The following is a 20,661-nucleotide window of genomic DNA, read 5'->3' on the forward strand; positions in this document are numbered from 1 at the left end:
GCCGCACCCGAGAGATGAGGATGCCCGTGGGCATGAGGAAGACCCTGAGAGCGGGAGCCGTGATCGTCGTCGCGGCGGTGGCACTGACGCTCCTGCCCGGAGGGATCGGGGCCGCGATGGCCGCCGACAGCGTGGAACGCGCGGAGATCGCCTCCATAACGACAGAGCAGCTGCAGGTCCTCACGGAGGATCTCGCACTCTCGCCGGCGGTGTACACCATCCGCCGCGCGGACTTCGTGTTCCTCACGACGATCGACCCGGCGACGGGAGAGAAGATGCCGATCGCGTCGGCGGAGGCGATCGACTGGAGCACCGTCGCGCTGCAGCGCTGCTCGATGGTGCGACCGGCGGTGACGACCCCGCCGCCGCGCGCGGGTCAGCCGCGGCCTGCGGCGCCCGACTGGGCGCGGTACTGCGCGGACGCGCGGATGGCCGAGTTCACCTGGCTCGACGGCGCCGCGATGGGAGTGCCCGTGTACTACGCACACGAGCTCGACGGACGGCTCGTATGCATCAGCGCCACCGGGACGGAATGCCTGCGCAGCGCCCCGGGCGTCGACATGAACGCCCAGAGCGATCGGCTGCTCGTGAAGACCGCATCCTGCGTGTCCTCCGAACCCGCGAAGGCGCTCGCCGAGCAATGCCGTCTTCTGCGGAACGCCCTGCGCTCTCCCCAGCTCGCGGAGGCCGACGGCTCGTACGCCCGTCAGCTCGCGCGCATGGACCGACTGTTCTGGCAGGCCCTGAACGAGGCGACGTCTCGGGTCGAGAGGCAGATGAACTACACGACGCGTCTCGCTGAGCTCACGGCACGGGCTGCCGATGCTCTGAAGGCGCAGAGGAGCAGCTGTCCGAGTGGCAAGGGCAACGGCATCTGCAACCGTGCCAGAGACGCCAGGGTCGCGGCTGACGAAGAGGTGAAGGCATTCACGCGCGAACGCAATGACAAGGTCAGTGCGGCGCAGTCCGGGGCCCGACTCCATATGGCGGAGGACTGGCACCGTCTCCACGAGTCCTGGGCCGCGTCGGACGATACTCACTTCGCCGCACTCATGCGTGTCGAGAGCAAGGAACTGGCGGAGCTCAAGACCATTCGCGACGCCTACGCCCAGGCCGCGGCTGACGACCACGCGGCGTACGTCGCTCTTGAAGAGGAGTGGAAGCGCACGCGGTCGGGTATCGAGGCGGCGGAGTCGATCCCCTTGATCGGGCCGCTCATCCGCAGGATCGAAGCGTACGAGGCGAACCCGACCGGAGCGAACCTCCGCAAGATCTTCCTCGGCGGGTTCGGACTCGCCGGTGAAGCCGTCGAAGGGGCTGTCGAGCTCACGGCCGAAGGCAAGCTCTCCGACGAGAAGCAGGCGTTCCTCATGAAGGCGTTGCAGGACGTCGCGACGAACTCGGACTTCGGCACGGCGCTCGAGGCGATCGCCTCGGACTTCGAACGCGACCTCGGCGACGAGGCCGTCGAAGGGGTGCGTCAGACCGGTCTGTGGTCGAGCGACGGCTCCGCGGGCATGCCTCCGTCGTCGCCCTTCCGGGACTTCGCGCATCTGCGCGCCGAAGCGCCGAGGATGCAGATCTTCGATTGGCTGGCGAAGAACGACCAGGCGGCGCAGTTCCGTTCGAAGTTCACCCCTCCGGCGGGGGCGGCGGCGTTCGCCGATCCCGTCGGCGACGAGCAGACGATCGCGGACATGCGACCGACGGTCGCATTCGAAAGGGGCATCGAGGCGGTGTTCGCGCACGCCATGGGCGCGGGCTACGCCGACGTCGCGCATCAGAACCCGACCTACGCGGGGTGGGATCAGCGACGCGTGACCCGCGAACTGATCAAGGTCGTCACCGACAAGGCGTACATCCAGCAGATCGAGCCGCGCTGGGTCACGTCCTCGACGCTCGGAGACCGACCGGCGGGGATGATCTTCGACGCGGATCATGCTGTGATCGTTCTGAACTCCGACCGGGTCAGCGCCGACAGTCCCGAGCTCGGCAAGTACTACTTCGAGGAGCTGGGGCACCTCGCAAACTGGTGGCGATGCGAGATCTTCGACGTGCCGATCGCTGCCTGCACAGGACAGGGAGACGTCGGAGCGAGGTTCCGCGACGCGGTCATGCTCGACCCGACGCTGTCCACGGAGCCGTTGTCCGCCCAGCTGCTGAGACTGCCCGAGCATGCGGAGTCGGATCTGGGGGCGGTCACGTTCGCTGACAGATCGGTCGTGAAGATGGAGGGATGGTCGTCGTTCCGGACTCTCAACCAGCATCTCGCGGGCCGCGGCAAGTTCAGTTTCCTCATGCGTGCGGGCATCGACCTGGAGAGCAGGTATCCGGGCCTCAGCGACGAATTCGATCTCGAGATGGTGGTGGGAGCTCCATCCATGACCAAGCTCGGAGACCCGTGGAAGACGTCCTCCAAGGGGGAGTGCGCGGTCTCCGACCTCGGGACGGCGAAGGACTGCAACGTCCCGACGCTGACCATGGCTTTCGCGTTCCGCGATGTCATCAAGGCCTCGGTCACCAGCATGCCGAAGGTCAAGGACTCGCGGGTGGCATCATCCGGGATCGTCGACCTCTCGCCGAGCCTGATCCGCAAGCACGGTGTCCGACTGTTCTTCCAGCCCCGACCCGGTGATTTCGAAGGGTGGGAGCTGAAGGCGGAGCATTCGATCTACTTCAAGGAGTTCTCGGCGTCGCTCGATGCCAAGCTCGATTTCTCGAAGGTCGTGGAGGCTGCGACCGACCGGAAGCTCCCTGCTCCGCACACCCTGCAGTTGGCGAGCAAAGCCGCGGTCGAGGGGCTGTATGTCGTCGAGATCCCCACGAACGACAAGGATCTGCTGGCGCTGTGGCTCTCCTTGGACGTGGGTTCCGCCGCACTGGGATGCGTGGCGGGCATCGCTGTGGCCGCGGTCGCGGAACAAGACCCCTTGGCCTTCTGCCACGCAGGCTCCGACGTCGTGGAGGGCATCGAGACCGCGCTCGAGAGCTTCGACAAGCGCTCGACCGCGCTCTTCGCGGTTGACACGACGGTGGCAGTCCCGCTGTCCATCGAGTACAAGGTCGCCGTGGGCGCGAAGCCGACGTCACAGACGGGGGCACCGCGCGTCTGGCCGCACGATGACATCCCCCTGGATCACATCATCACCGGGGGCGCGGTTCCGGATACACCCGTCAGGGCGCAACCGGCATCCGTCGTGCAGGCGAAGACGTTCGGCACCAAGGTCTCCTCGGCCTTCAAGAAGCTCAAGGAGACCAGCCTCACGGGCCTGGTCCTCTTCCGCCCTCGGGTCGGCTGGGACATCGCGGATCGGGTGATCAACCGGGGCGACCACCTTCTGCCGTCGTCCAGCATCAAGGAGTGACGACGAGGGTGACCGCCCGAGACGCCGGCCGGTCACCCTCGCCGGCGTCGCCGACTCAGCGGCTCTGGTTGCCGACCGAGCAGGTGTCCTGGTCGACGCTCTGGCCGGAGATCTCCGGGGGGAGCGTCGCTCGGGGCGCCGCGCTCGGATCCGGCGTCGCGGCACCGTCGTCGGGGGCGGGCGTCGCGAGTTCGACACTCCTGTTGGTGGCGACGTCGCCGGACAGGGTGATCGGCTCGCCCGCCGCGAGCGCGGCCCACAGCGGTGCCGCGGTCTGCTCGTCGGGCACGACCTTGACGCCGGGGTTGTCGGGATCGTCGAGGTTCGGGTACTGCACGAACACGAAGTCGGAGAACCGCACGTCCTTGAGGGCGAGCGCGAGTTGGCTCATGGTCAGCGGGTTGCTCAGCTTGTCGCTGGGGACGATGTTGTCGGCGACCGTGTTCGCGAGCCGCAGCACCGTCGACGGGTCGCTGAGCGTCTCGGCGCTGAGGATCTTCTTCGCCAACCGCGACATGTACTGCTGTTGATTCGAGATGCGCGCGAGGTCGCTCTCGTCCCCCACACCGTGACGGGTGCGGAGGAACGCGAGCGCGGACGCGCCCGATACGGTGTGGGTTCCGACTCCCAGTTCGATGCCGGCCTGCGAGTCGCGGATGCCGTCGCCTGCGACGCACACCTCGACACCGCCGATCGCGTCGGTGATCGCGATCACGCCGTCGAAGCTGATCTTGGCGGCGAACTCGATCGGGATGTCGCTGAGCTCCGTCACGGTCTTCGCGACGCACGAGATGCCCGCGTGCTCGAAGACGGAGTTGAGCGGCGCCTTCGACATCGAGGACGCCGTCGATCCGTCATCCCTCGTGCACTCGGGTACCGCGACCATGAGGTCGCGCGGGAACGAGACCACCGTGACGTTGCGCGGCGCCGCCGACACGTGCACGAGCAGGTTCACGTCGTTGCGCACGCCTTCGTCGGTGTCTTCGCACCGCTCGCCGCGCAGCTGGGTCGAGATGTCGCCGCACTCGTCGGTGCCGACGACGAGGATGCTGAACGCCTTGTCGGCCGGGTACGCGCCGAGTGAGGGAGGCGCGACCTCGCCGCCGCCTTCGAGCGCGACGGCGCCCTCGCCCGCACGGTTCACGAGGTCGCCGACCACGAAGCCGGCGACCGCGATGGTCGAGACCAGCAGCACGCTGAGAGAGACGCCCAGGATCTTGAGGAAAGATGAGAAGGCTGTGGGCGTCGGGAGAGTCGCATGACGCGCGACAGTGGACCGTCTCGGATCGTCGAGGGCGCCTGACATGCCGCAGAGCCTACCCGCGAAGCCTGACGAAGCCTGACGAAGCCTGATGTTACGGCTGCGTGACGTTTCTGAGAATAACTTGCAGGGAATTAGTTAGTCGTGAATACTTTTTCCTACGTGGTAGGCACCCCGATGCCTCCAGGACGTTCAAAGAGGAGATCCCTGATGCACAAGCGCATTCTTCCGGTCGTGGCGCTCGGCGCCGCGGCCACCCTGGGCCTGGCGGCCTGTGCCGGCGGTGGCGCCGGTGGTGACGGCGGTGCCGTCGACGGAGAGGGCCAGGAGCTCACCGTCTGGATCATGAAGGGCACCAACCCCGACGCGAGTGCCTTCTACGACGAGGTCTCCGCCGCGTTCGAGGAGGAGACGGGAGCCACGGTCACGATCGAGGAGATCCAGTGGGCCGACGCCCACGACCGCTTCGTCACGTCGATCGCCGGCGGAACGACCCCCGACATCGCCGAGACCGGCACCACCTGGACCGCCGAGTTCGCCGACGCCGGCGCCCTCGAGCCGCTCGACGCCTACGTCGACGCCGACAAGGGCCTCCGCGACGACCTCGTCGAGGGTCTCGCCGTCGCCGGCACCTACGAGGACGAGCTCTACGGCATGCCGTGGTACGCGGGCGTCCGCTCGATCGTCTACCGCACCGACGTGTTCGACGAGCTCGGCCTCGAGGCCCCGAAGACGTGGGACGACATCGTCGCCGCCGGCGAGGCCATCAAGGCCGCCAAGCCCGACATGCTGCCGTTCCCGGTCGCCGGTGACGCCGAGTTCCAGGTCTACCCCTGGGTCTGGGGCGCGGGCGGCGAGGTCGCCACGCAGGACGGCGACGAGTGGACCAGCGAGCTCGACAGCAAGGAGTCGCAGGCCGGCATCGAGTTCTACACCGGACTCGCGACCGAGCACGGCTTCTCGTCCGCAGGCGCCACCACCTGGAAGGAGACCGACCTGCGTGACGCGTTCACCCAGGGCAACGTCGCCATGATGCTCTCGGGCTCGTGGACCCCGAAGGCACTCATCGAGGCCAACCCCGACCTCGAGGGCAAGATCGGCGCGGCCGTGATCCCCGGTGAGGACGGCGGCATCGCTCCGTCCGTGCTCGGCGGCTCGCACCTGTCGGTGTTCAACACGACCAAGAACGCCGACCTCGCGTGGGAGTTCGTCAAGCTCATGACCACGGGCGAGTTCGCCGAGAAGTGGGCGAACGAGACCGGCTACTTCCCGGGCGTCCAGTCGGCGATGGAGGAGGCGCTCGCCTCGACCGACCCGCTCGTCGCACCGTTCGCGCAGCAGATGGTCGAGGGCGGCGCGTCCGTGCCCGTCACTCCGAACTTCGGCGCCGTGCAGGCGAAGAAGACGACCAACGCCATGATCCAGGCCATCCTCAGCGGGCAGAAGGACGTCGCCACGGCGACGAAGGATGCCGCTGCTGAGATGACCCAGCTGCTCAACCAGTAAGACAGTTAGGCATTACCACCCCATGTCGATGGTGCAAGCGCCACTGCCGGCCACGAAGGCGGAGTCCTCCTCCGCCTCCGTGGCCGGCGGCCGGCCGCGCAAGCGAGGCCTCTCGCTGATCACGGCCCGCCCCTGGCTCCTCCTCGCTCCCGGGCTGATCATCCTCGCGGTGCTCATGCTCTGGCCGCTCGTCCAGGTGTTCATCTACTCCCTGCAGGACTACGGGCTGCGTGAGATCAACACGGGCGAGAGCAACTGGATCGGCTTCCAGAACTATGTCGAGGCGCTCACCAACCCGACCCTCTGGACCGTCGTCCTCCCGAACACGGTCGGCTTCGCGGCCGTCGCCGTGTTCGCCACCGTCGCGGTGGGCACTCTCGTGGCGCTGCTGCTCGCGCGGCTCGGGCCGGTGTGGCGCACCATCGTCTCCAGCTGCATCATGGTCGCCTGGGCGATGCCCGCGGTGACCGGCACATACGTCTGGACCTTCATCTTCGATGCCGACCGCGGCATCTTCAACACCGTGCTGCAGAACCTCGGCCTCATCGACGGCGCCGTGAACTGGTTCACGAACCAGTGGTCGTTCTACGGCATCGTGCTCCTCAACGTCGTGCACCACGGCTTCCCGTTCGTCGCCATCACGGTCCTCGCCGGTCTGCTCGGCGTCTCGAAGGAGATGCTCGAGGCCGCTGCCCTCGACGGAGCCAATGCCTGGACGCGCTTCTGGAAGATCATCTTCCCGACGCTCAAGCCCGTGTTCTCGGTCGTCATCATCCTGTCGACGATCTGGGACTTCAAGGTCTTCGCGCAGGTCTACCTGATGCCCGGCGGAAGCGGCGGCAACCGCCAGGTGCTCAACCTCGGCGTGTGGTCGTACGTGGAGTCCTTCGGGCAGAACCGCTACGGCTTCGGTGCCGCGCTCGCGGTGCTGCTCACGCTGGTGCTGATCGGCATCACGATCGTCTACATCCGCTCCCTCATGAAGGAGGACGAGCTGTGAACCCGCGCCCCCGGCTGCGTTCGCGCATCGGCGTCGGGATCGGCGTCGCCGCCGTCCTGATCTTCACGCTGTTCCCCGTCTACTGGATGGTCTCGAGCGCCCTCGACAAGAAGGCGTCCTCCGGCGGCCAGTCCCTGCTGCCGCAGGAGTTCAGCTTCGACAACTTTGCGTTCGTCCTCACCGAGGGCGGGTTCGGCACGTTCCTGCGGAACTCCGCGATCGTGGCGCTCGTCACGGTGCTCGTCAGCGCCCTGGTCTGCCTGCTCGCCGCCGTCGCCGTCGCGCGTTTCAAGTTCAAGTTCCGCACGACGATCCTGATGATGATCCTCGTGGTGCAGATGGTGCCGCTCGAGGCGCTCGTGATCCCGCTGTTCCTCCAGGTCAAGACGCTCGGCCTGCTCAACAGCATCCTGGGCCTCATGGTCGTGTACGTCGCGCTGTCGCTGGCTTTCGGCATCTGGATGCTGCGCGGCTTCGTCGCCGCGGTCCCCGTCGAGCTCGAGGAGGCGGCGTACATCGACGGCGCGAGCTGGTGGCGCATGTTCCGTTCGATCCTGCTGCCGCTCGTCATGCCCGGACTCGTCGCGACCAGCATCTTCAGCTTCATCACGGCGTGGAACGAGTTCATCTTCGCGATGACGATCCTCGGCGCCCAGACCGACCAGTACACCGTGTCGATCGGCCTGAAGTCGTTCTTCGGCCTGTTCGCGAACGACTGGGGGAGCATCATGGCCGCCTCGACGATCATCACGCTGCCGGTCATGGTCTTCTTCATCATCGTGCAGCGCCGTCTCTCGGCCGGCATGGTGGCGGGAGCGGTGAAGGGATGAGCGACGAGCTCGAGCAGCTCGCGAACCGCGTGCTCTGGCCCGGCTTCTTCGGCACGGAGGCGCCGGAGTGGCTGCTCGCTGAGCTCCGTGACGGCCTGGCCGGGGTCGTGTACTTCGGGCAGAACATCGGCGAAGGGCTTCCGGCGCTGAGCGCCGCGATCCTCGAGGCGAACCCCGACGCGCTGATCGGCATCGACGAGGAGGGCGGCAGCGTCACCCGGCTCGAGTCCTCGACCGGCTCCACCCTGCCGGGGGCGGCACAGCTCGGGCGTCTGGACGACGTCGAGGCCACGCGGGCGACCGGTGCGGAGCTCGCGCGTCGCGTCGGCGCGATCGGCGGCAACGTCGTGCTCGGCCCCGTCGCCGACGTCAACACCGATCCGCGCAATCCCGTGATCGGCGTACGCTCGTTCGGCGCCGACGAGGCTCTCGTCTCGCGGCACGCGGTGGCCGAGGTCGAGGGGATCCAGGGCGGCGGCGTCGCCGCGTGCGTCAAGCACTTCCCGGGGCACGGCGACACGCACCTCGACTCGCACCACTCGCTGCCGGAGATATCTCTCGACATCGAGGAGTTCGAGCGCGTGCACCTCGCGCCGTTCCGCACGGCGATCGACGCGGGTGTCGACTCGATCATGACGGCGCACATCGTCGTCCCCGAATGGGGCGACGCGCCGGCGACTCTCAACCCGCGGGTGCTCGGGATGCTGCGCGAGTGGGGCTTCGACGGCGTGATCATCACGGACGCTCTCGACATGGCGGCCGTTCGCGAGACCGTCGGCATCGGCGGGGGAGCGGCGCTCGCCCTCGCGGCCGGCGCCGACCTGCTGTGCATCGGCAATCCGACGAATCCGGGGGAGGCCGCGCTGGCCGATCAGGACGAGCGGGACTTCCGGGCGGCGCGTGACGGCATCGTCGCGGCGCTCCGCGACGGCTCGCTCTCGCGGGAGCGCGTGCAGGAGGCGGCGCACCGGGTGCGCACTCTCGCTCGGACGCTGCGTGAGCGGATGGCCGGTGCGACCGCGCAGACAGCCGATGACGCTGCGTTCGACGCTCGCGAGATCGTGCGACGCACGATCTCCGGGGCCGAAGCCCAGGCATCCTCTCTCGCGGTCGTCGATGCGCGGCGGCGCTCGTCGCTCGCGGTCGACAGCGCCTCGGCGTACGTGGCCCGTGCGCTCGCAGGAGACGACCACAGCGAGCGCCTCGATGTCGCCCGCGCCACACTCGAGGAACAGGATGCCGCGCTGGACGCGGCCGTCGCGGCGGACGGCCTGACCGTCGTCCTGATCGACCGTCCCGACGCCGATCCGGCGCAACGCGACCTCGTGCGGCGCGCAGGGCTCCGCGACCCCGATGCGGTGGTCGTCAACGTGGGCCTCGCGCCCGAGCACGACCTGCCGCTGCCGCTCGTGCAGGTGGGGGCGGCGAGCCGGATCGCGGCCGAGCTGGCCGGCGAGCGCCTGCGGCGTGCATCGGTTTCATCACCGAACGGTGCAGTCGAGGCCGACTGAGGCAGGATGGCATCGTGGACGCTGACGTTCTCGCGCTGGTACGCCGATCGATCCCCCGCCTGACTGCCGCCGAGGCACGGGTCGCGGAGACGATCCTCGGTGACCCCACGCTCGTCGTCGACCTCGCCATCAACGACCTCGCGCGGCTGTGCAACACCTCGCTGTCGACGGTCGCCCGCTTCGCGCAGTCGCTGGGCTTCAGCGGCTACCGCGAGCTGCGTGTCGCGGTCGCACGCACCGTGACGCTCGCGCAGGCGCAGCAGGCCCGGTTCAGTCTCGACACCACCGCGATCGACCGCGACGACGAGCCGCCGGCCATCGCGGCCAAGCTCGCGGCGCAGGCGATCGACGCGATCGAGAAGACGGCGCTGGGGCTCGACGCGGCGGCGCTCGATCGCGTGGCGCACGCCGTGGTCGCCGCCCGGCACATCGACGTCTTCGGCCAGGCGGCATCGTCGCTCACGGCGCAGGACCTGCAGCAGAAGCTCGCCCGCATCGGCTGCTCGGTCGCGCATTCCGCGGATCCGCATCTCGCGCTCACCTCCGCGTCGCTGCGCACCCGCGAAGACGTGGTGATCGCGTTCTCGCACGGCGGTGAGACGCAGGAGGTCGTGCGTGCGGCGGAGCTGGCCCGCGATGCCGGGGCACTGACGGTGGCCGTCACCAGCGTCCCCGACTCGTCGCTCGCCCTGGCCGCCGACGTGGTGCTGCTCACGTATGCGCAGGAGTCTCCGTTCCGCATGGCGGCGATGTCGAGCCGCATCGCACAGCTCGCGCTCGTGGACGTGCTGTTCGTGCGGGTCGTGCAGCTGCGGGGCGAACCGGTCGCGATCCCGCTGCAGCTCACCCACGACGCCGCGGCCGCGCGTCGTCGCGCTCCCCGCCGCTGACGCTTCGAGGCGCGCACTCAGTCGATGTGGTCCCGAGTGCTCGTGAGCGCCCGCGTCGCGATGCGGTGCGCCCTCGCGAGGCTGCCCTCGAGTGAGAGACCGGTGAGCACGCCGGCGAGGAATCCTGCGGCGAAGGCGTCCCCGGCCCCGATCGTCTCGACCACAGGGACGTCCAGGGCGTCGCTCTGCAGCCGCTCGGTGCCGTCGAAGGCGACGGCACCGAGCGGATCCGTCACGAGCAGGAAGCGCGGCTCGGGCACGAGCGCTCGAACCGCGTCGGGGTCGTCGGTGCCGAACACCGCCTCGGCGTCGTGGCGGGTGCAGAAGACGACGTCGGCGCGATGGGCGTACTCCGTGAGCACGCGCCGCCCCTCCTCCTCGCGTCCCAGCCACAGCACCGCTCGCCAGTTCACATCGAAGCTCAGCATCCGATCGCGGCCGTCGGCGGCGAAGAGCGCGTCCTGCGCCGCGCGGGCCGACGCTGAGAGCGACGGCGTGATTCCCGAGGTGTGCACGAGCGCGGCCTCGGCGAGCAGCGCGGCCGCGGCCGGCGTCGCGAGCGTGTCGGGCGACAGGCCGGCGGCCGCCGAGCCTGCCCGGTAGTAGTGCATGGTCGCGTCGATGCTCCCGTCGACGGCTGCCGTCAGCTCCTTCACGTAGAGCCCGGTCGGGGCGTGCGGATCGATCTCGACGGCGGTCGCGTCGACGTCGAGCCGTCGCAGCTCCCCGGTGAGGAATCGACCGAACCCGTCGTCTCCCACGCGTGACACGACGGCGCTGCGGATGCCGGCCGAGGCCAGCGCGATCGCGGCGTTCCACTCCGCTCCGGCGAGCGAGCGGTGGAAGGTGCGATTGTCCTCGAGGGGCGCGGCCGTGGCAGGGACGAGGGAGACCAGGCCCTCGCCGACGCACACGGCGAGGGGAGACGTGTCGGGCACGTTCTGGAGGTTACCGGATCGCCCCCGCGACGGTCAGGCCGATATCGGATCGAGATACGCAGGTGTTTGGTTTATCGGAACGGGCTGGGTAACTTCGAAGGAATCACCGTGAGCCGGGGTGAAAGCACCCCGATCGCGCAAGGAAGCGCCCCACAGGGAAGGTCATACACATGCACCACTCGATCACGCGTCGGCGAGGTCTGATCGCCGTCACCGGAACGGCGCTGGCCGCGCTGGTCCTGTCCGGTTGCGTCGCCAGCGAGCGCGGCGACGGCGACGGCGGAGCAGCGGGCGATGTCGACGGCACGTTCGTGTTCGCCGCCTCGTCGGACCCCGCGAGCCTCGACCCCGCCTTCGCGCAGGACGGTGAGACGTTCCGCGTCTCGCGCCAGATCTTCGAGGGCCTCGTCGGCACCGAGCCCGGCACGGCCGACCCGGCCCCGCTGCTCGCCGAGAGCTGGGAGTCGTCGGACGACGGCATGAGCCACACCTTCACCCTCAAGCAGGATGTGACCTTCCACGACGGCACGCCGTTCAACGCCGAGGCCGTCTGCGCGAACTTCGACCGCTGGTACAACTGGACCGGTCTCGCCGCCTCCGAGGCGCTGGGCTACTACTACAACAAGCTCTTCAAGGGGTACGCATCCGACCCCGCGAACGCCGTGTACAAGTCGTGCACGCCCGACGGCGACTACTCGGTCACGATCGACCTGAACAAGCCGTTCGCCGGTTTCGTCGCTTCCCTCTCGCTGCCGGCTTTCGGCATGCAGAGCCCCTCGGCTCTCGCCGAGTTCGGCGCTGACGAGGTCAGCGGCACGGCCGAGGCTCCCGTGCTCTCCGAGTACGCCATGGGCCACCCGGTCGGCACCGGCCCGTACCAGTTCGAGGAGTGGGCGCCGGGCGAGCAGGTCACGCTCAGGGCCTACGGCGACTACTGGGGCGACGCAGGGCAGATCGACGAGATCATCTTCCGCACCATCGACGACCCGACGGCCCGCCGCCAGGCGCTCGAGTCCGGTTCGATCGACGGCTACGACCTTGTCGGCCCGGCCGACACCAAGGCGCTCGAGGACGACGGCTTCACGATGGTGTCGCGTCCGCCGTTCACCATCCTGTACCTCGCCTTCAACCAGGCCGTCCCGGAGCTGCAGGACCCGAAGGTGCGCGAGGCCCTGTCGTACGCGATCGACAAGGACGCGCTGATCAGCCAGGTCCTCCCCGAGGGCACGGAGAAGGCGATCGAGTTCGTTCCCGACACGGTCAACGGCTACAACCCCGACGTCACGACGTACGATTACGACCCCGAGAAGGCGAAGGCGCTGCTCGCGGAGGCCGGCTACACCGAGGCCAACCCGCTGACGCTCGACTTCAACTACCCGGTCAACGTCTCGCGTCCGTACATGCCGGACCCCGAGCAGATCTTCACGGTGCTGTCGTCGCAGCTGTCCGAGGTCGGCGTCCAGACCACGCCGGTGTCGCAGGAGTGGGGCGAGTACCTCGACCGCATCACGGGCACGCCCGACCACGGCATCCACCTGCTCGGCTGGACCGGCGACTACAACGACACCGACAACTTCGTCGGCGTGTTCTTCGGCCAGCAGAGCGCGGAGTGGGGCTTCGACAACGCTGAGCTGTTCCAGAAGCTCACCGAAGCGCGTGGCGTCCCGAGCCTCGACGACCAGACGGCTCTGTACGAGGACATCAACGAGATGGTCGCGGAGTTCATCCCCGGCGTCCCGCTCGCGCACCCGGCGCCGACCCTGGCGTTCGACCCGCGCGTGAAGAGCTACCCTGCCAGCCCGGTGAACGACGAGGTCTTCACGGACATCGTCCTCACCAAGTAGGTCTGACCGACGGATGCCGACCCGGACTCCCGCATCGCGGGGGTCCGGGGAGGCGTACCCTCTGATCGACGGAGTTCTTCGTGCTGCGCACCATCGGCAGGCGACTGCTGTTCCTCATCCCCACCCTCGTCGGCCTCAGCATCCTGTTGTTCGCCTGGGTGAGGGCCCTCCCCGGAGGCCCGGCCGTCGCTCTTCTCGGTGAGAAGGCGACCCCGGAGGCCGTCGCCCGGATCAACGAGCTGTACGGCTTCGACAGGCCGATCATCGAGCAGTACTTCGTCTGGGTCGGCCGCCTCCTGCAGGGCGACTTCGGCACGTCCATCCAGACGAACCGGCCCGTCGTCGAGGAGTTCTTCCGACGTTTCCCCGCGACGATGGAGCTGAGCGTCATGGCTCTCATCTTCGCGGTGGGCGTCGGCATCCCCCTCGGGTACTGGGCCGCTCGACGTCACGGAAAGCTCACCGATCACGCATCGGTGGTGCTGAGCCTGATCGGCATCACGATCCCGGTGTTCTTCCTGGCGTTCATCCTGAAGTACGTCTTCGCGGTGCAGTTGGGCTGGTTGCCGTCCGACGGCCGCCAGAACCCGCGCATAGACGCGACGCACGTGACCGGCTTCTACGTGTGGGACGGGATCATCACGGGGGAGTTCGACGCCTCGTGGGATGCGATCCTGCACCTGATCCTCCCGGCGCTCGCGCTCGGCACGATCCCGCTCGCGATCATCGTGCGCATCACGCGCGCGAGTGTGCTCGAGGTGCAGAACGCCGACTACGTCCGCACGGGGCGCGCGAAGGGCGTCGGATCCTCGACGCTCCGCAACCGCTTCATCCTGCGCAACGCGATGCTGCCGGTGGTGACGACGATCGGACTGCAGACCGGTCTGCTGATCTCAGGCGCCGTGCTCACCGAGACCGTGTTCGCATTCCCCGGCATCGGCTCGTTCCTCGCGAGGGCGATCTTCACGAGGGACTTCCCGGTGCTCCAGGGGTTCATCATCTTCATCGCGATCGCGTACGCGCTCATCAACCTGGCGGTCGATGTCTCGTACAGCATGATCGATCCGAGAGTGAGGGTGCAGTGATGGCCCGGCTCGCACACGAGAAGGAGGCGACGTCATGAGCGTCTCGCTCCCCCCGGCACAGGGCCCGTCCGCCGCAGGCGGCGAGCTGATCGACACGGTCGCCGTCGCCCAGGCCGGCCTCAAGGAGGGCCCCGGCGGCTTCTGGCGCGACGTGTTCCGCCGCCTGCGGCGCAACCCCACCGCGTGGATCGGCGCGGCGATCGTCTTCGCGTTCCTGCTCGTCGCGGTGCTCGCGCCGATCCTCGCGCCCTATCCCGAGACGGCGCTGCCGGGCGCGAAGTTCATCACGCCGACGTACATCCCCGGCCCGGGAGAGCTCCCCGAGTTCCCGCTCGGCCTCGACCGCTTCGGCGGCGACGTGCTGTCGAAGCTGATCTGGGGTGCGCAGGCGTCGCTGCTGGTCGGCGTCATCTCGACCGCGCTGGGTCTGGTCGGCGGCATGCTGCTCGGACTCATCGCCGGGACCTTCGGCGGGTGGGTCGACACGATCATCATGCGTGTGGTCGACATCATCCTCTCCGTGCCGAACCTGCTGCTGGCGGTCTCGATCGCGGCGATCCTCGGTCAGACTCCCTTCGCCGTCATGATCGCGATCGGCGCCTCGCAGGTGCCGATCTTCGCGCGACTGCTGCGGGCGTCGATGCTGCAGCAGCGATCGAGCGACTACGTGCTCTCGGCGCAGACCCTCGGTCTCGGCCGAGGACGCATCACGATGTCGCACGTGCTGCCCAACGCGATCGGCCCGGTCATCGTGCAGGGCACGCTCACGCTCGCGACGGCGGTGATCGACGCCGCGGCACTGTCGTTCCTCGGGCTCGGCGGCGGTCGCCCCGAGACCGCGGAGTGGGGCCGCATGCTGACCTACGCGCAGAACGAGCTGGCGATCGCCCCGTGGCTCGCCTTCCTCCCCGGCATCTGCATCGCGATCACGGCGCTCGGCTTCACCCTGTTCGGTGAAGCGCTGCGAGAGGCCATGGATCCGCGCACGAGGGCTCGATGAACCGGGGCGAGGGCGTGATGAACGATACGAAGGAGAATCGGATGCCGGGTGCACCCCTGCTGTCCGTGGAAGGTCTGGCCGTCGACTTCTCGACCATGGACGGCGTCGTCCATGCCGTCGAGGGCGTCGACCTGGAGATCGCGGAGGGCGAGACGGTCGCGATCGTCGGCGAGTCCGGTTCGGGCAAGTCGACCACGGCGATGGCCATCATCGGATTGCTCGCCGGCGGCGGCCGCGTCGCCGCGGGCAGCATCCGTCTCGACGGTCGCGAGATCGCCCACGCGCCGGAGAACGAGTTGCGCACGATCCGCGGCCGCGACATCGGTCTGGTCCCGCAGGACCCGATGTCGAACCTCAACCCGGTGGCGAAGATCGGCACGCAGGTCGCCGAGACGCTGCTCGCCCACGGTCTCGCGACCAGGCAGAACGTCGACGCGAAGGTGGTCGAGGCGCTGACGGCGGCGGGCCTGCCCGATCCCGAGCGTCGCGCGAAGCAGTACCCGCACGAGTTCTCGGGCGGCATGCGCCAGCGCGCCCTCATCGCGATCGGGCTGGCGTGCAAGCCGCGGCTGCTGATCGCGGACGAGCCCACGAGCGCGCTCGATGTGACGGTGCAGCAGACGATCCTCGACCAGATCGGCGCGATGACCCGCGAGCTCGGCACCGCGGTGCTGCTCATCACGCACGATCTCGGCCTCGCCGCCGAGCGTGCGGAGCGGGTCGTCGTGATGCACCGCGGCCGGGTCGTCGAGCAGGGGCCAGCGCGGCAGATCCTCGAGGCTCCGCAGCACCCGTACACGCAGTCGCTCGTGAAGGCCGCGCCCTCCGTGGCCGCTGCGCGTCTGCGCCCGGAGGCCTTCCAGGTCCAGGAGCGCACCGAGGAGCCGACTGCCGCTGACACGGCGCCGACGGCTGTCGACAACATCGTCGAGATCGAGAACCTCACCAAGGTCTACCCGGTGCGGGGGCAGAAGGAGGACTTCGTCGCGGTGAACGACGTATCGCTCGCGATCCCGCGCGGCGAGACCGTCGCGATCGTGGGCGAGTCGGGCTCCGGTAAGACGACCACGGCGCGGATGCTGCTGAAGATCATCGAGCCGACGAGCGGACTCATCCGCTTCGAGGGCAAGGACGTGTCATCGCTGAGCCGCGCGGAGACGAAGGACTTCCGCCAGCGGGTGCAGCCGATCTTCCAGGACCCGTACTCGAGCCTGAACCCGATGTTCACGATCGAACGGCTGATCTCCGAACCGCTGGAGTTCTATCGCCGGGGGAGCGGCGCGGAGCGTCGGGCGAGGGTGCGTCAGCTCCTCGACGACGTCGCCCTGCCGCAGTCGATGCTTCGCCGCTACCCGTCGGAGCTCTCGGGCGGCCAGCGCCAGCGCGTCGCGATCGCCCGGGCGCTCGCGCTCTCGCCCGACCTGATCGTGTGCGACGAGCCGGTGTCGGCGCTCGACGTGCTCGTGCAGGATCAGATCCTCACGCTGCTGGGCGACCTGCAGCGGGAGTACGGACTCAGCTACCTGTTCATCTCGCACGACCTCGCGGTGGTGCGGCTGATCAGCGACTACGTGTGCGTCATGAAGGACGGCGCCCTGGTCGAGGCCGCGTCGTCGGAGGAGATCTTCACGAATCCGCGCGACCCCTACACACGGCGTCTGCTGTCGTCGATCCCCGGCAACGAGCTCGACATCGCGTCCTGAGACGGCGCGTCCGAGGCCGGTTTCGGATGCTTTTACCGCAGCATCCGAAATTGGTCAAGGACTTCGCTTGCCATGTCGCACAATCGCGTCTATAGTTGGTAGTTGCGCTCGCTTCTCCGTGCCCTCATATGGTGGTCGGCATCTCGTTGAGTATTCGAGCGCGCACTCCACCTGACGACAAAGGAATCGAGAAGCCCTGCGGGGCTCACGGAGGTTATTCCCTTGGCTGCTGCTCGCAACGCATCCACATCCACCACCACCAAGAACGGACGCGGAGCATCCCGCCTCTCGTTCGCCAAGATCTCCGACACGCTGACGGTCCCCGACCTTCTCGCCCTGCAGACCGAGTCCTTCGGTTGGCTCGTCGGCAACGACGCCTGGAAGGCTCGTGTCGAGGAGGCCAAGCAGGCCGGTCGCACCGACGTCAACGAGGTGTCCGGGCTCGGTGAGATCTTCGAGGAGATCTCCCCGATCGAGGACCTCGGCGAGACGATGCAGCTCTCGTTCACGAACCCGTACCTCGAGCCCGAGAAGTACTCGATCGAGGAGTGCAAGGAGCGCGGCAAGACGTACGCCGCCCCGCTGTACGTCGAGGCCGAGTTCATGAACCACCTCACGGGTGAGATCAAGACGCAGACGGTCTTCATGGGCGACTTCCCGCTCCAGACCGACAAGGGCACGTTCATCATCAACGGCTCCGAGCGCGTCGTCGTGTCGCAGCTCGTCCGCTCGCCCGGCGTCTACTTCGACAAGACCCCCGACAAGACGTCCGACAAGGACATCGTGTCGGCGCGCGTGATCCCGAGCCGTGGCGCATGGCTCGAGTTCGAGATCGACAAGCGCGACCAGGTCGGCGTCCGCATCGACCGCAAGCGCAAGCAGTCCGTGACCGTCTTCCTGAAGGCGCTGGGCATGACGAGCGAGGAGATCCTCGCCGAGTTCGCCGGATTCCCCTCGATCGAGGAGACCCTGGCGAAGGACACCATCGTCACGAAGGAAGACGCGCTCCGCGACATCTACCGCAAGCTGCGTCCGGGCGAGCAGGTGGCCGCCGAGGCCGCCCGTGCGCTCCTCGACAACTTCTACTTCAACCCGAAGCGCTACGACCTCGCCAAGGTCGGCCGGTACAAGATCAACCACAAGCTCGGCCTCGACTCGCCGCTGTCGGACTCGGTGCTCACCGTCGCCGACATCGTCGCGACGATCAAGTACCTGGTGCGCATCCACGCCGGCATCGAGACGTTCGACGGCATCCGCGGCGGCAAGCAGTCCGAGATCCGCATCGCGACCGACGACATCGACAACTTCGGCAACCGTCGCATCCGCGCGGTCGGCGAGCTGATCCAGAACCAGGTCCGCACCGGTCTCTCCCGCATGGAGCGCGTCGTCCGCGAGCGCATGACCACGCAGGACATCGAGGCGATCACGCCGCAGACCCTGATCAACGTGCGCCCCGTCGTCGCCGCGATCAAGGAGTTCTTCGGAACGTCGCAGCTGTCGCAGTTCATGGACCAGAACAACCCGCTCGCGGGTCTGACCAACAAGCGCCGCCTCTCGGCTCTCGGCCCCGGTGGTCTGAGCCGTGACCGCGCCGGCGTCGAGGTCCGTGACGTCCACCCCTCGCACTACGGCCGCATGTGCCCGATCGAGACCCCGGAAGGCCCGAACATCGGTCTGATCGGTGCTCTCGCGACATTCGCGCGCATCAACTCGTTCGGTTTCATCGAGACCCCGTACCGCAAGGTCGAGGGTGGCGTCGTCACCGAGCACATCGACTACCTCACGGCATCCGAGGAGGTCGACTTCAACATCGCGCAGGCCAACGCGCCGCTCGATGCGAAGGGTCGCTTCACCGAGAGCCACGTGCTCGCGCGTCCCAAGGGCGGCAGCGGCGAGGTGGACCTCTTCCTGCCCGAGGAGATCGGCTACATCGACGTCTCGCCGCGCCAGATGGTGTCGGTCGCGACCTCGCTCGTGCCGTTCCTCGAGCACGACGACGCGCAGCGCGCGCTCATGGGCGCCAACATGCAGCGTCAGGCCGTGCCGCTGCTGCGCAGCGACTCGCCGCTCGTCGGAACCGGTATGGAGGGCTACACCGCCATCGACGCGGGTGACGTGCTCACCGCCGAGAAGGCCGGTGTCGTCTCCGAGGTCTCCGCTGACCGCGTCGTCGTCATGCTCGACGAGGGCGGCACGCAGGAGTACCACCTGCGCAAGTTCGACCGCTCGAACCAGGGCACGTCGTACAACCAGAAGGTCGTCGTCAGCGCCGGTGAGCGCGTCGAGGTCGGAGAGGTCATCGCCGATGGCCCCGCCACCGAGAACGGCGAGCTGGCCCTCGGAAAGAACCTCCTCGTCGCGTTCATGACGTGGGAGGGCTACAACTTCGAGGACGCCATCATCCTCAGCCAGGACCTGGTGAAGGACGACACCCTCTCCTCGATCCACATCGAGGAGTACGAGGTCGACGCCCGCGACACGAAGCTCGGCAAGGAGGAGATCACCCGTGACCTCCCCAACGTCAGCCCCGAGCTCCTGAAGGACCTCGACGAGCGCGGCATCATCCGCATCGGCGCCGAGGTCCGCCCCGGCGACATCCTCGTCGGCAAGGTCACGCCGAAGGGCGAGACCGAGCTGTCGGCCGAGGAGCGTCTGCTCCGCGCGATCTTCAACGAGAAGAGCCGCGAGGTCCGTGACACCTCCCTGAAGGTGCCCCACGGCGAGCAGGGCACGATCATCGCCGTCAAGGAGTTCAACGCCGAGGACGGCGACGACGAGCTCGGCTCCGGCGTCAACCGCCGCGTCGTGGTCTACATCGCCCAGAAGCGCAAGATCACCGAGGGCGACAAGCTCGCCGGACGCCACGGCAACAAGGGTGTCATCGCCAAGATCCTCCCGATCGAGGACATGCCGTTCCTCGCTGACGGCACGCCGGTCGACATCGTGCTGAACCCGCTCGGCATCCCGGGTCGAATGAACTTCGGCCAGGTGCTCGAGACCCACCTCGGGTGGATCGCGAAGCAGGGCTGGAAGGTCGAGGGCACTCCGGAGTGGGCTGTGAAGCTCCCGAAGGACGCGTTCGAGGCCGCCCCCGGCACCAAGGTCGCGACCCCGGTGTTCGACGGTGCGAGCGAGGAGGAGATCTCCGGTCTCCTCGACGCCACCACCCCGACCCGTGACGGCGTGCGCCTGATCGACTCGACCGGCAAGACGCAGCTGTTCGACGGCCGCTCCGGCGAGCCGTTCCCGGCGCCGATCTCCGTGGGCTACATGTACATCCTGAAGCTCCACCACCTGGTCGACGACAAGATCCACGCGCGTTCGACCGGTCCGTACTCGATGATCACCCAGCAGCCGCTCGGTGGTAAGGCGCAGTTCGGTGGACAGCGCTTCGGTGAGATGGAGGTGTGGGCCCTCGAGGCCTACGGTGCGGCATACGCGCTCCAGGAGCTCCTCACGATCAAGTCCGACGACATCCTCGGCCGCGTCAAGGTGTACGAGGCCATCGTCAAGGGCGAGAACATCCAGGAGCCCGGCATCCCCGAGTCCTTCAAGGTGCTCATGAAGGAGATGCAGTCGCTCTGCCTGAACGTCGAGGTCCTCTCGGCCGACGGCACGGCTGTCAACCTGCGTGACACCGACGACGAGGCCTTCCGTGCAGCGGAAGAGCTCGGAATCAACATCTCCTCCCGCTTCGAGGCCGCCTCGATCGACGAGATCTAAAGGGC

13 protein-coding genes are annotated in these 20,661 nt (G+C 68.0%); 11 read left to right on the forward strand and 2 right to left on the reverse strand.

From position 1 onward, the window contains the following. Positions 1-32 precede the first annotated feature (32 nt). Positions 33-3,365 (forward strand): hypothetical protein, encoded by a 3,333-nt coding sequence (locus ACIPYT_RS08285; RefSeq protein WP_401072468.1) that lies wholly within the window; start codon positions 33-35, stop codon positions 3,363-3,365. Positions 3,366-3,420: 55 nt separating this feature from the next. On the opposite strand, the gene ACIPYT_RS08290 is transcribed toward ACIPYT_RS08285, so the two are convergent. Beyond that, positions 3,421-4,671, reverse strand: coding sequence for an LCP family protein (locus ACIPYT_RS08290; protein WP_401072470.1), 1,251 nt, complete (start codon positions 4,669-4,671; stop codon positions 3,421-3,423). A 165-nt stretch (positions 4,672-4,836) separates the two neighbouring features. On the opposite strand from ACIPYT_RS08290, the gene ACIPYT_RS08295 reads away from it, so the two are divergent. The 5 genes from ACIPYT_RS08295 to ACIPYT_RS08315 are packed head-to-tail and all read left to right on the forward strand — an operon-like array spanning position 4,837 to position 10,363. Then, positions 4,837-6,132 carry a sugar ABC transporter substrate-binding protein gene (locus ACIPYT_RS08295; RefSeq protein WP_401072472.1) on the forward strand — a complete coding sequence of 432 codons (1,296 nt, stop codon included), beginning with the start codon at positions 4,837-4,839 and terminating at the stop codon, positions 6,130-6,132. A gap of 22 nt (positions 6,133-6,154) precedes the next feature. After that, complete coding sequence (locus ACIPYT_RS08300; RefSeq protein ID WP_401072474.1) at positions 6,155-7,132, forward strand: carbohydrate ABC transporter permease; 978 nt, start codon at positions 6,155-6,157, stop codon at positions 7,130-7,132. Next, positions 7,129-7,962 carry a carbohydrate ABC transporter permease gene (locus tag ACIPYT_RS08305; protein WP_401072476.1) on the forward strand — a complete coding sequence of 278 codons (834 nt, stop codon included), beginning with the start codon at positions 7,129-7,131 and terminating at the stop codon, positions 7,960-7,962. Before ACIPYT_RS08300 ends, ACIPYT_RS08305 begins: the two co-directional genes overlap by 4 nt. Next, positions 7,959-9,473 (forward strand): glycoside hydrolase family 3 protein, encoded by a 1,515-nt coding sequence (locus ACIPYT_RS08310; protein WP_401072478.1) that lies wholly within the window; start codon positions 7,959-7,961, stop codon positions 9,471-9,473. Before ACIPYT_RS08305 ends, ACIPYT_RS08310 begins: the two co-directional genes overlap by 4 nt. Positions 9,474-9,487: 14 nt before the next feature. Next, positions 9,488-10,363 carry a MurR/RpiR family transcriptional regulator gene (locus tag ACIPYT_RS08315; protein WP_401072480.1) on the forward strand — a complete coding sequence of 292 codons (876 nt, stop codon included), beginning with the start codon at positions 9,488-9,490 and terminating at the stop codon, positions 10,361-10,363. 17 nt (positions 10,364-10,380) lie between these two features. Here the strand turns inward: ACIPYT_RS08315 and ACIPYT_RS08320 are convergent, their stop codons facing one another. Continuing rightward, the gene (locus ACIPYT_RS08320) at positions 10,381-11,301 is read right to left on the reverse strand and encodes a sugar kinase (RefSeq protein ID WP_401072482.1); all 921 of its coding nucleotides are present in this window, start codon (positions 11,299-11,301) and stop codon (positions 10,381-10,383) included. A gap of 170 nt (positions 11,302-11,471) precedes the next feature. On the opposite strand from ACIPYT_RS08320, the gene ACIPYT_RS08325 reads away from it, so the two are divergent. The 5 genes from ACIPYT_RS08325 to ACIPYT_RS08345 all read left to right on the forward strand — a co-directional run bounded on the left by ACIPYT_RS08325 (position 11,472) and on the right by ACIPYT_RS08345 (position 20,656). Continuing rightward, positions 11,472-13,145 carry an ABC transporter substrate-binding protein gene (locus ACIPYT_RS08325; RefSeq protein WP_401072484.1) on the forward strand — a complete coding sequence of 558 codons (1,674 nt, stop codon included), beginning with the start codon at positions 11,472-11,474 and terminating at the stop codon, positions 13,143-13,145. Between the two features lie 80 nt (positions 13,146-13,225). Then, positions 13,226-14,230 (forward strand): ABC transporter permease, encoded by a 1,005-nt coding sequence (locus ACIPYT_RS08330; protein ID WP_401072486.1) that lies wholly within the window; start codon positions 13,226-13,228, stop codon positions 14,228-14,230. A gap of 34 nt (positions 14,231-14,264) precedes the next feature. Continuing rightward, positions 14,265-15,230, forward strand: a complete 966-nt coding sequence (locus ACIPYT_RS08335; RefSeq protein ID WP_401072488.1) for an ABC transporter permease — start codon at positions 14,265-14,267, stop codon at positions 15,228-15,230. Between the two features lie 41 nt (positions 15,231-15,271). Then, positions 15,272-16,933: an ABC transporter ATP-binding protein gene (locus ACIPYT_RS08340; protein WP_401072490.1), complete on the forward strand. Its 1,662-nt coding sequence runs from the start codon at positions 15,272-15,274 to the stop codon at positions 16,931-16,933. A gap of 222 nt (positions 16,934-17,155) precedes the next feature. Continuing rightward, positions 17,156-20,656: a DNA-directed RNA polymerase subunit beta gene (locus ACIPYT_RS08345; RefSeq protein ID WP_401072492.1), complete on the forward strand. Its 3,501-nt coding sequence runs from the start codon at positions 17,156-17,158 to the stop codon at positions 20,654-20,656. The last annotated feature ends 5 nt before the right edge of the window (positions 20,657-20,661 follow it).

The organism is Microbacterium sp. NPDC089695 (assembly GCF_044749085.1).
GTDB lineage: Bacteria > Actinomycetota > Actinomycetes > Actinomycetales > Microbacteriaceae > Microbacterium.

Bases quoted from the DNA above. Each gene is read 5' to 3' on its own strand.
- ACIPYT_RS08300 (WP_401072474.1), top strand. From the start codon at position 6,155: ATGTCGATGGTGCAAGCGCCACTGCCGGCCACGAAGGCGGAGTCCTCC.
- ACIPYT_RS08335 (WP_401072488.1), top strand. From the start codon at position 14,265: ATGAGCGTCTCGCTCCCCCCGGCACAGGGCCCGTCCGCCGCAGGCGGC.
- ACIPYT_RS08310 (WP_401072478.1), top strand. From the start codon at position 7,959: ATGAGCGACGAGCTCGAGCAGCTCGCGAACCGCGTGCTCTGGCCCGGC.
- ACIPYT_RS08325 (WP_401072484.1), top strand. From the start codon at position 11,472: ATGCACCACTCGATCACGCGTCGGCGAGGTCTGATCGCCGTCACCGGA.
- ACIPYT_RS08340 (WP_401072490.1), top strand. From the start codon at position 15,272: ATGCCGGGTGCACCCCTGCTGTCCGTGGAAGGTCTGGCCGTCGACTTC.
- ACIPYT_RS08285 (WP_401072468.1), top strand. From the start codon at position 33: ATGAGGAAGACCCTGAGAGCGGGAGCCGTGATCGTCGTCGCGGCGGTG.
- ACIPYT_RS08295 (WP_401072472.1), top strand. From the start codon at position 4,837: ATGCACAAGCGCATTCTTCCGGTCGTGGCGCTCGGCGCCGCGGCCACC.
- ACIPYT_RS08290 (WP_401072470.1), bottom strand. From the start codon at position 4,671: ATGTCAGGCGCCCTCGACGATCCGAGACGGTCCACTGTCGCGCGTCAT.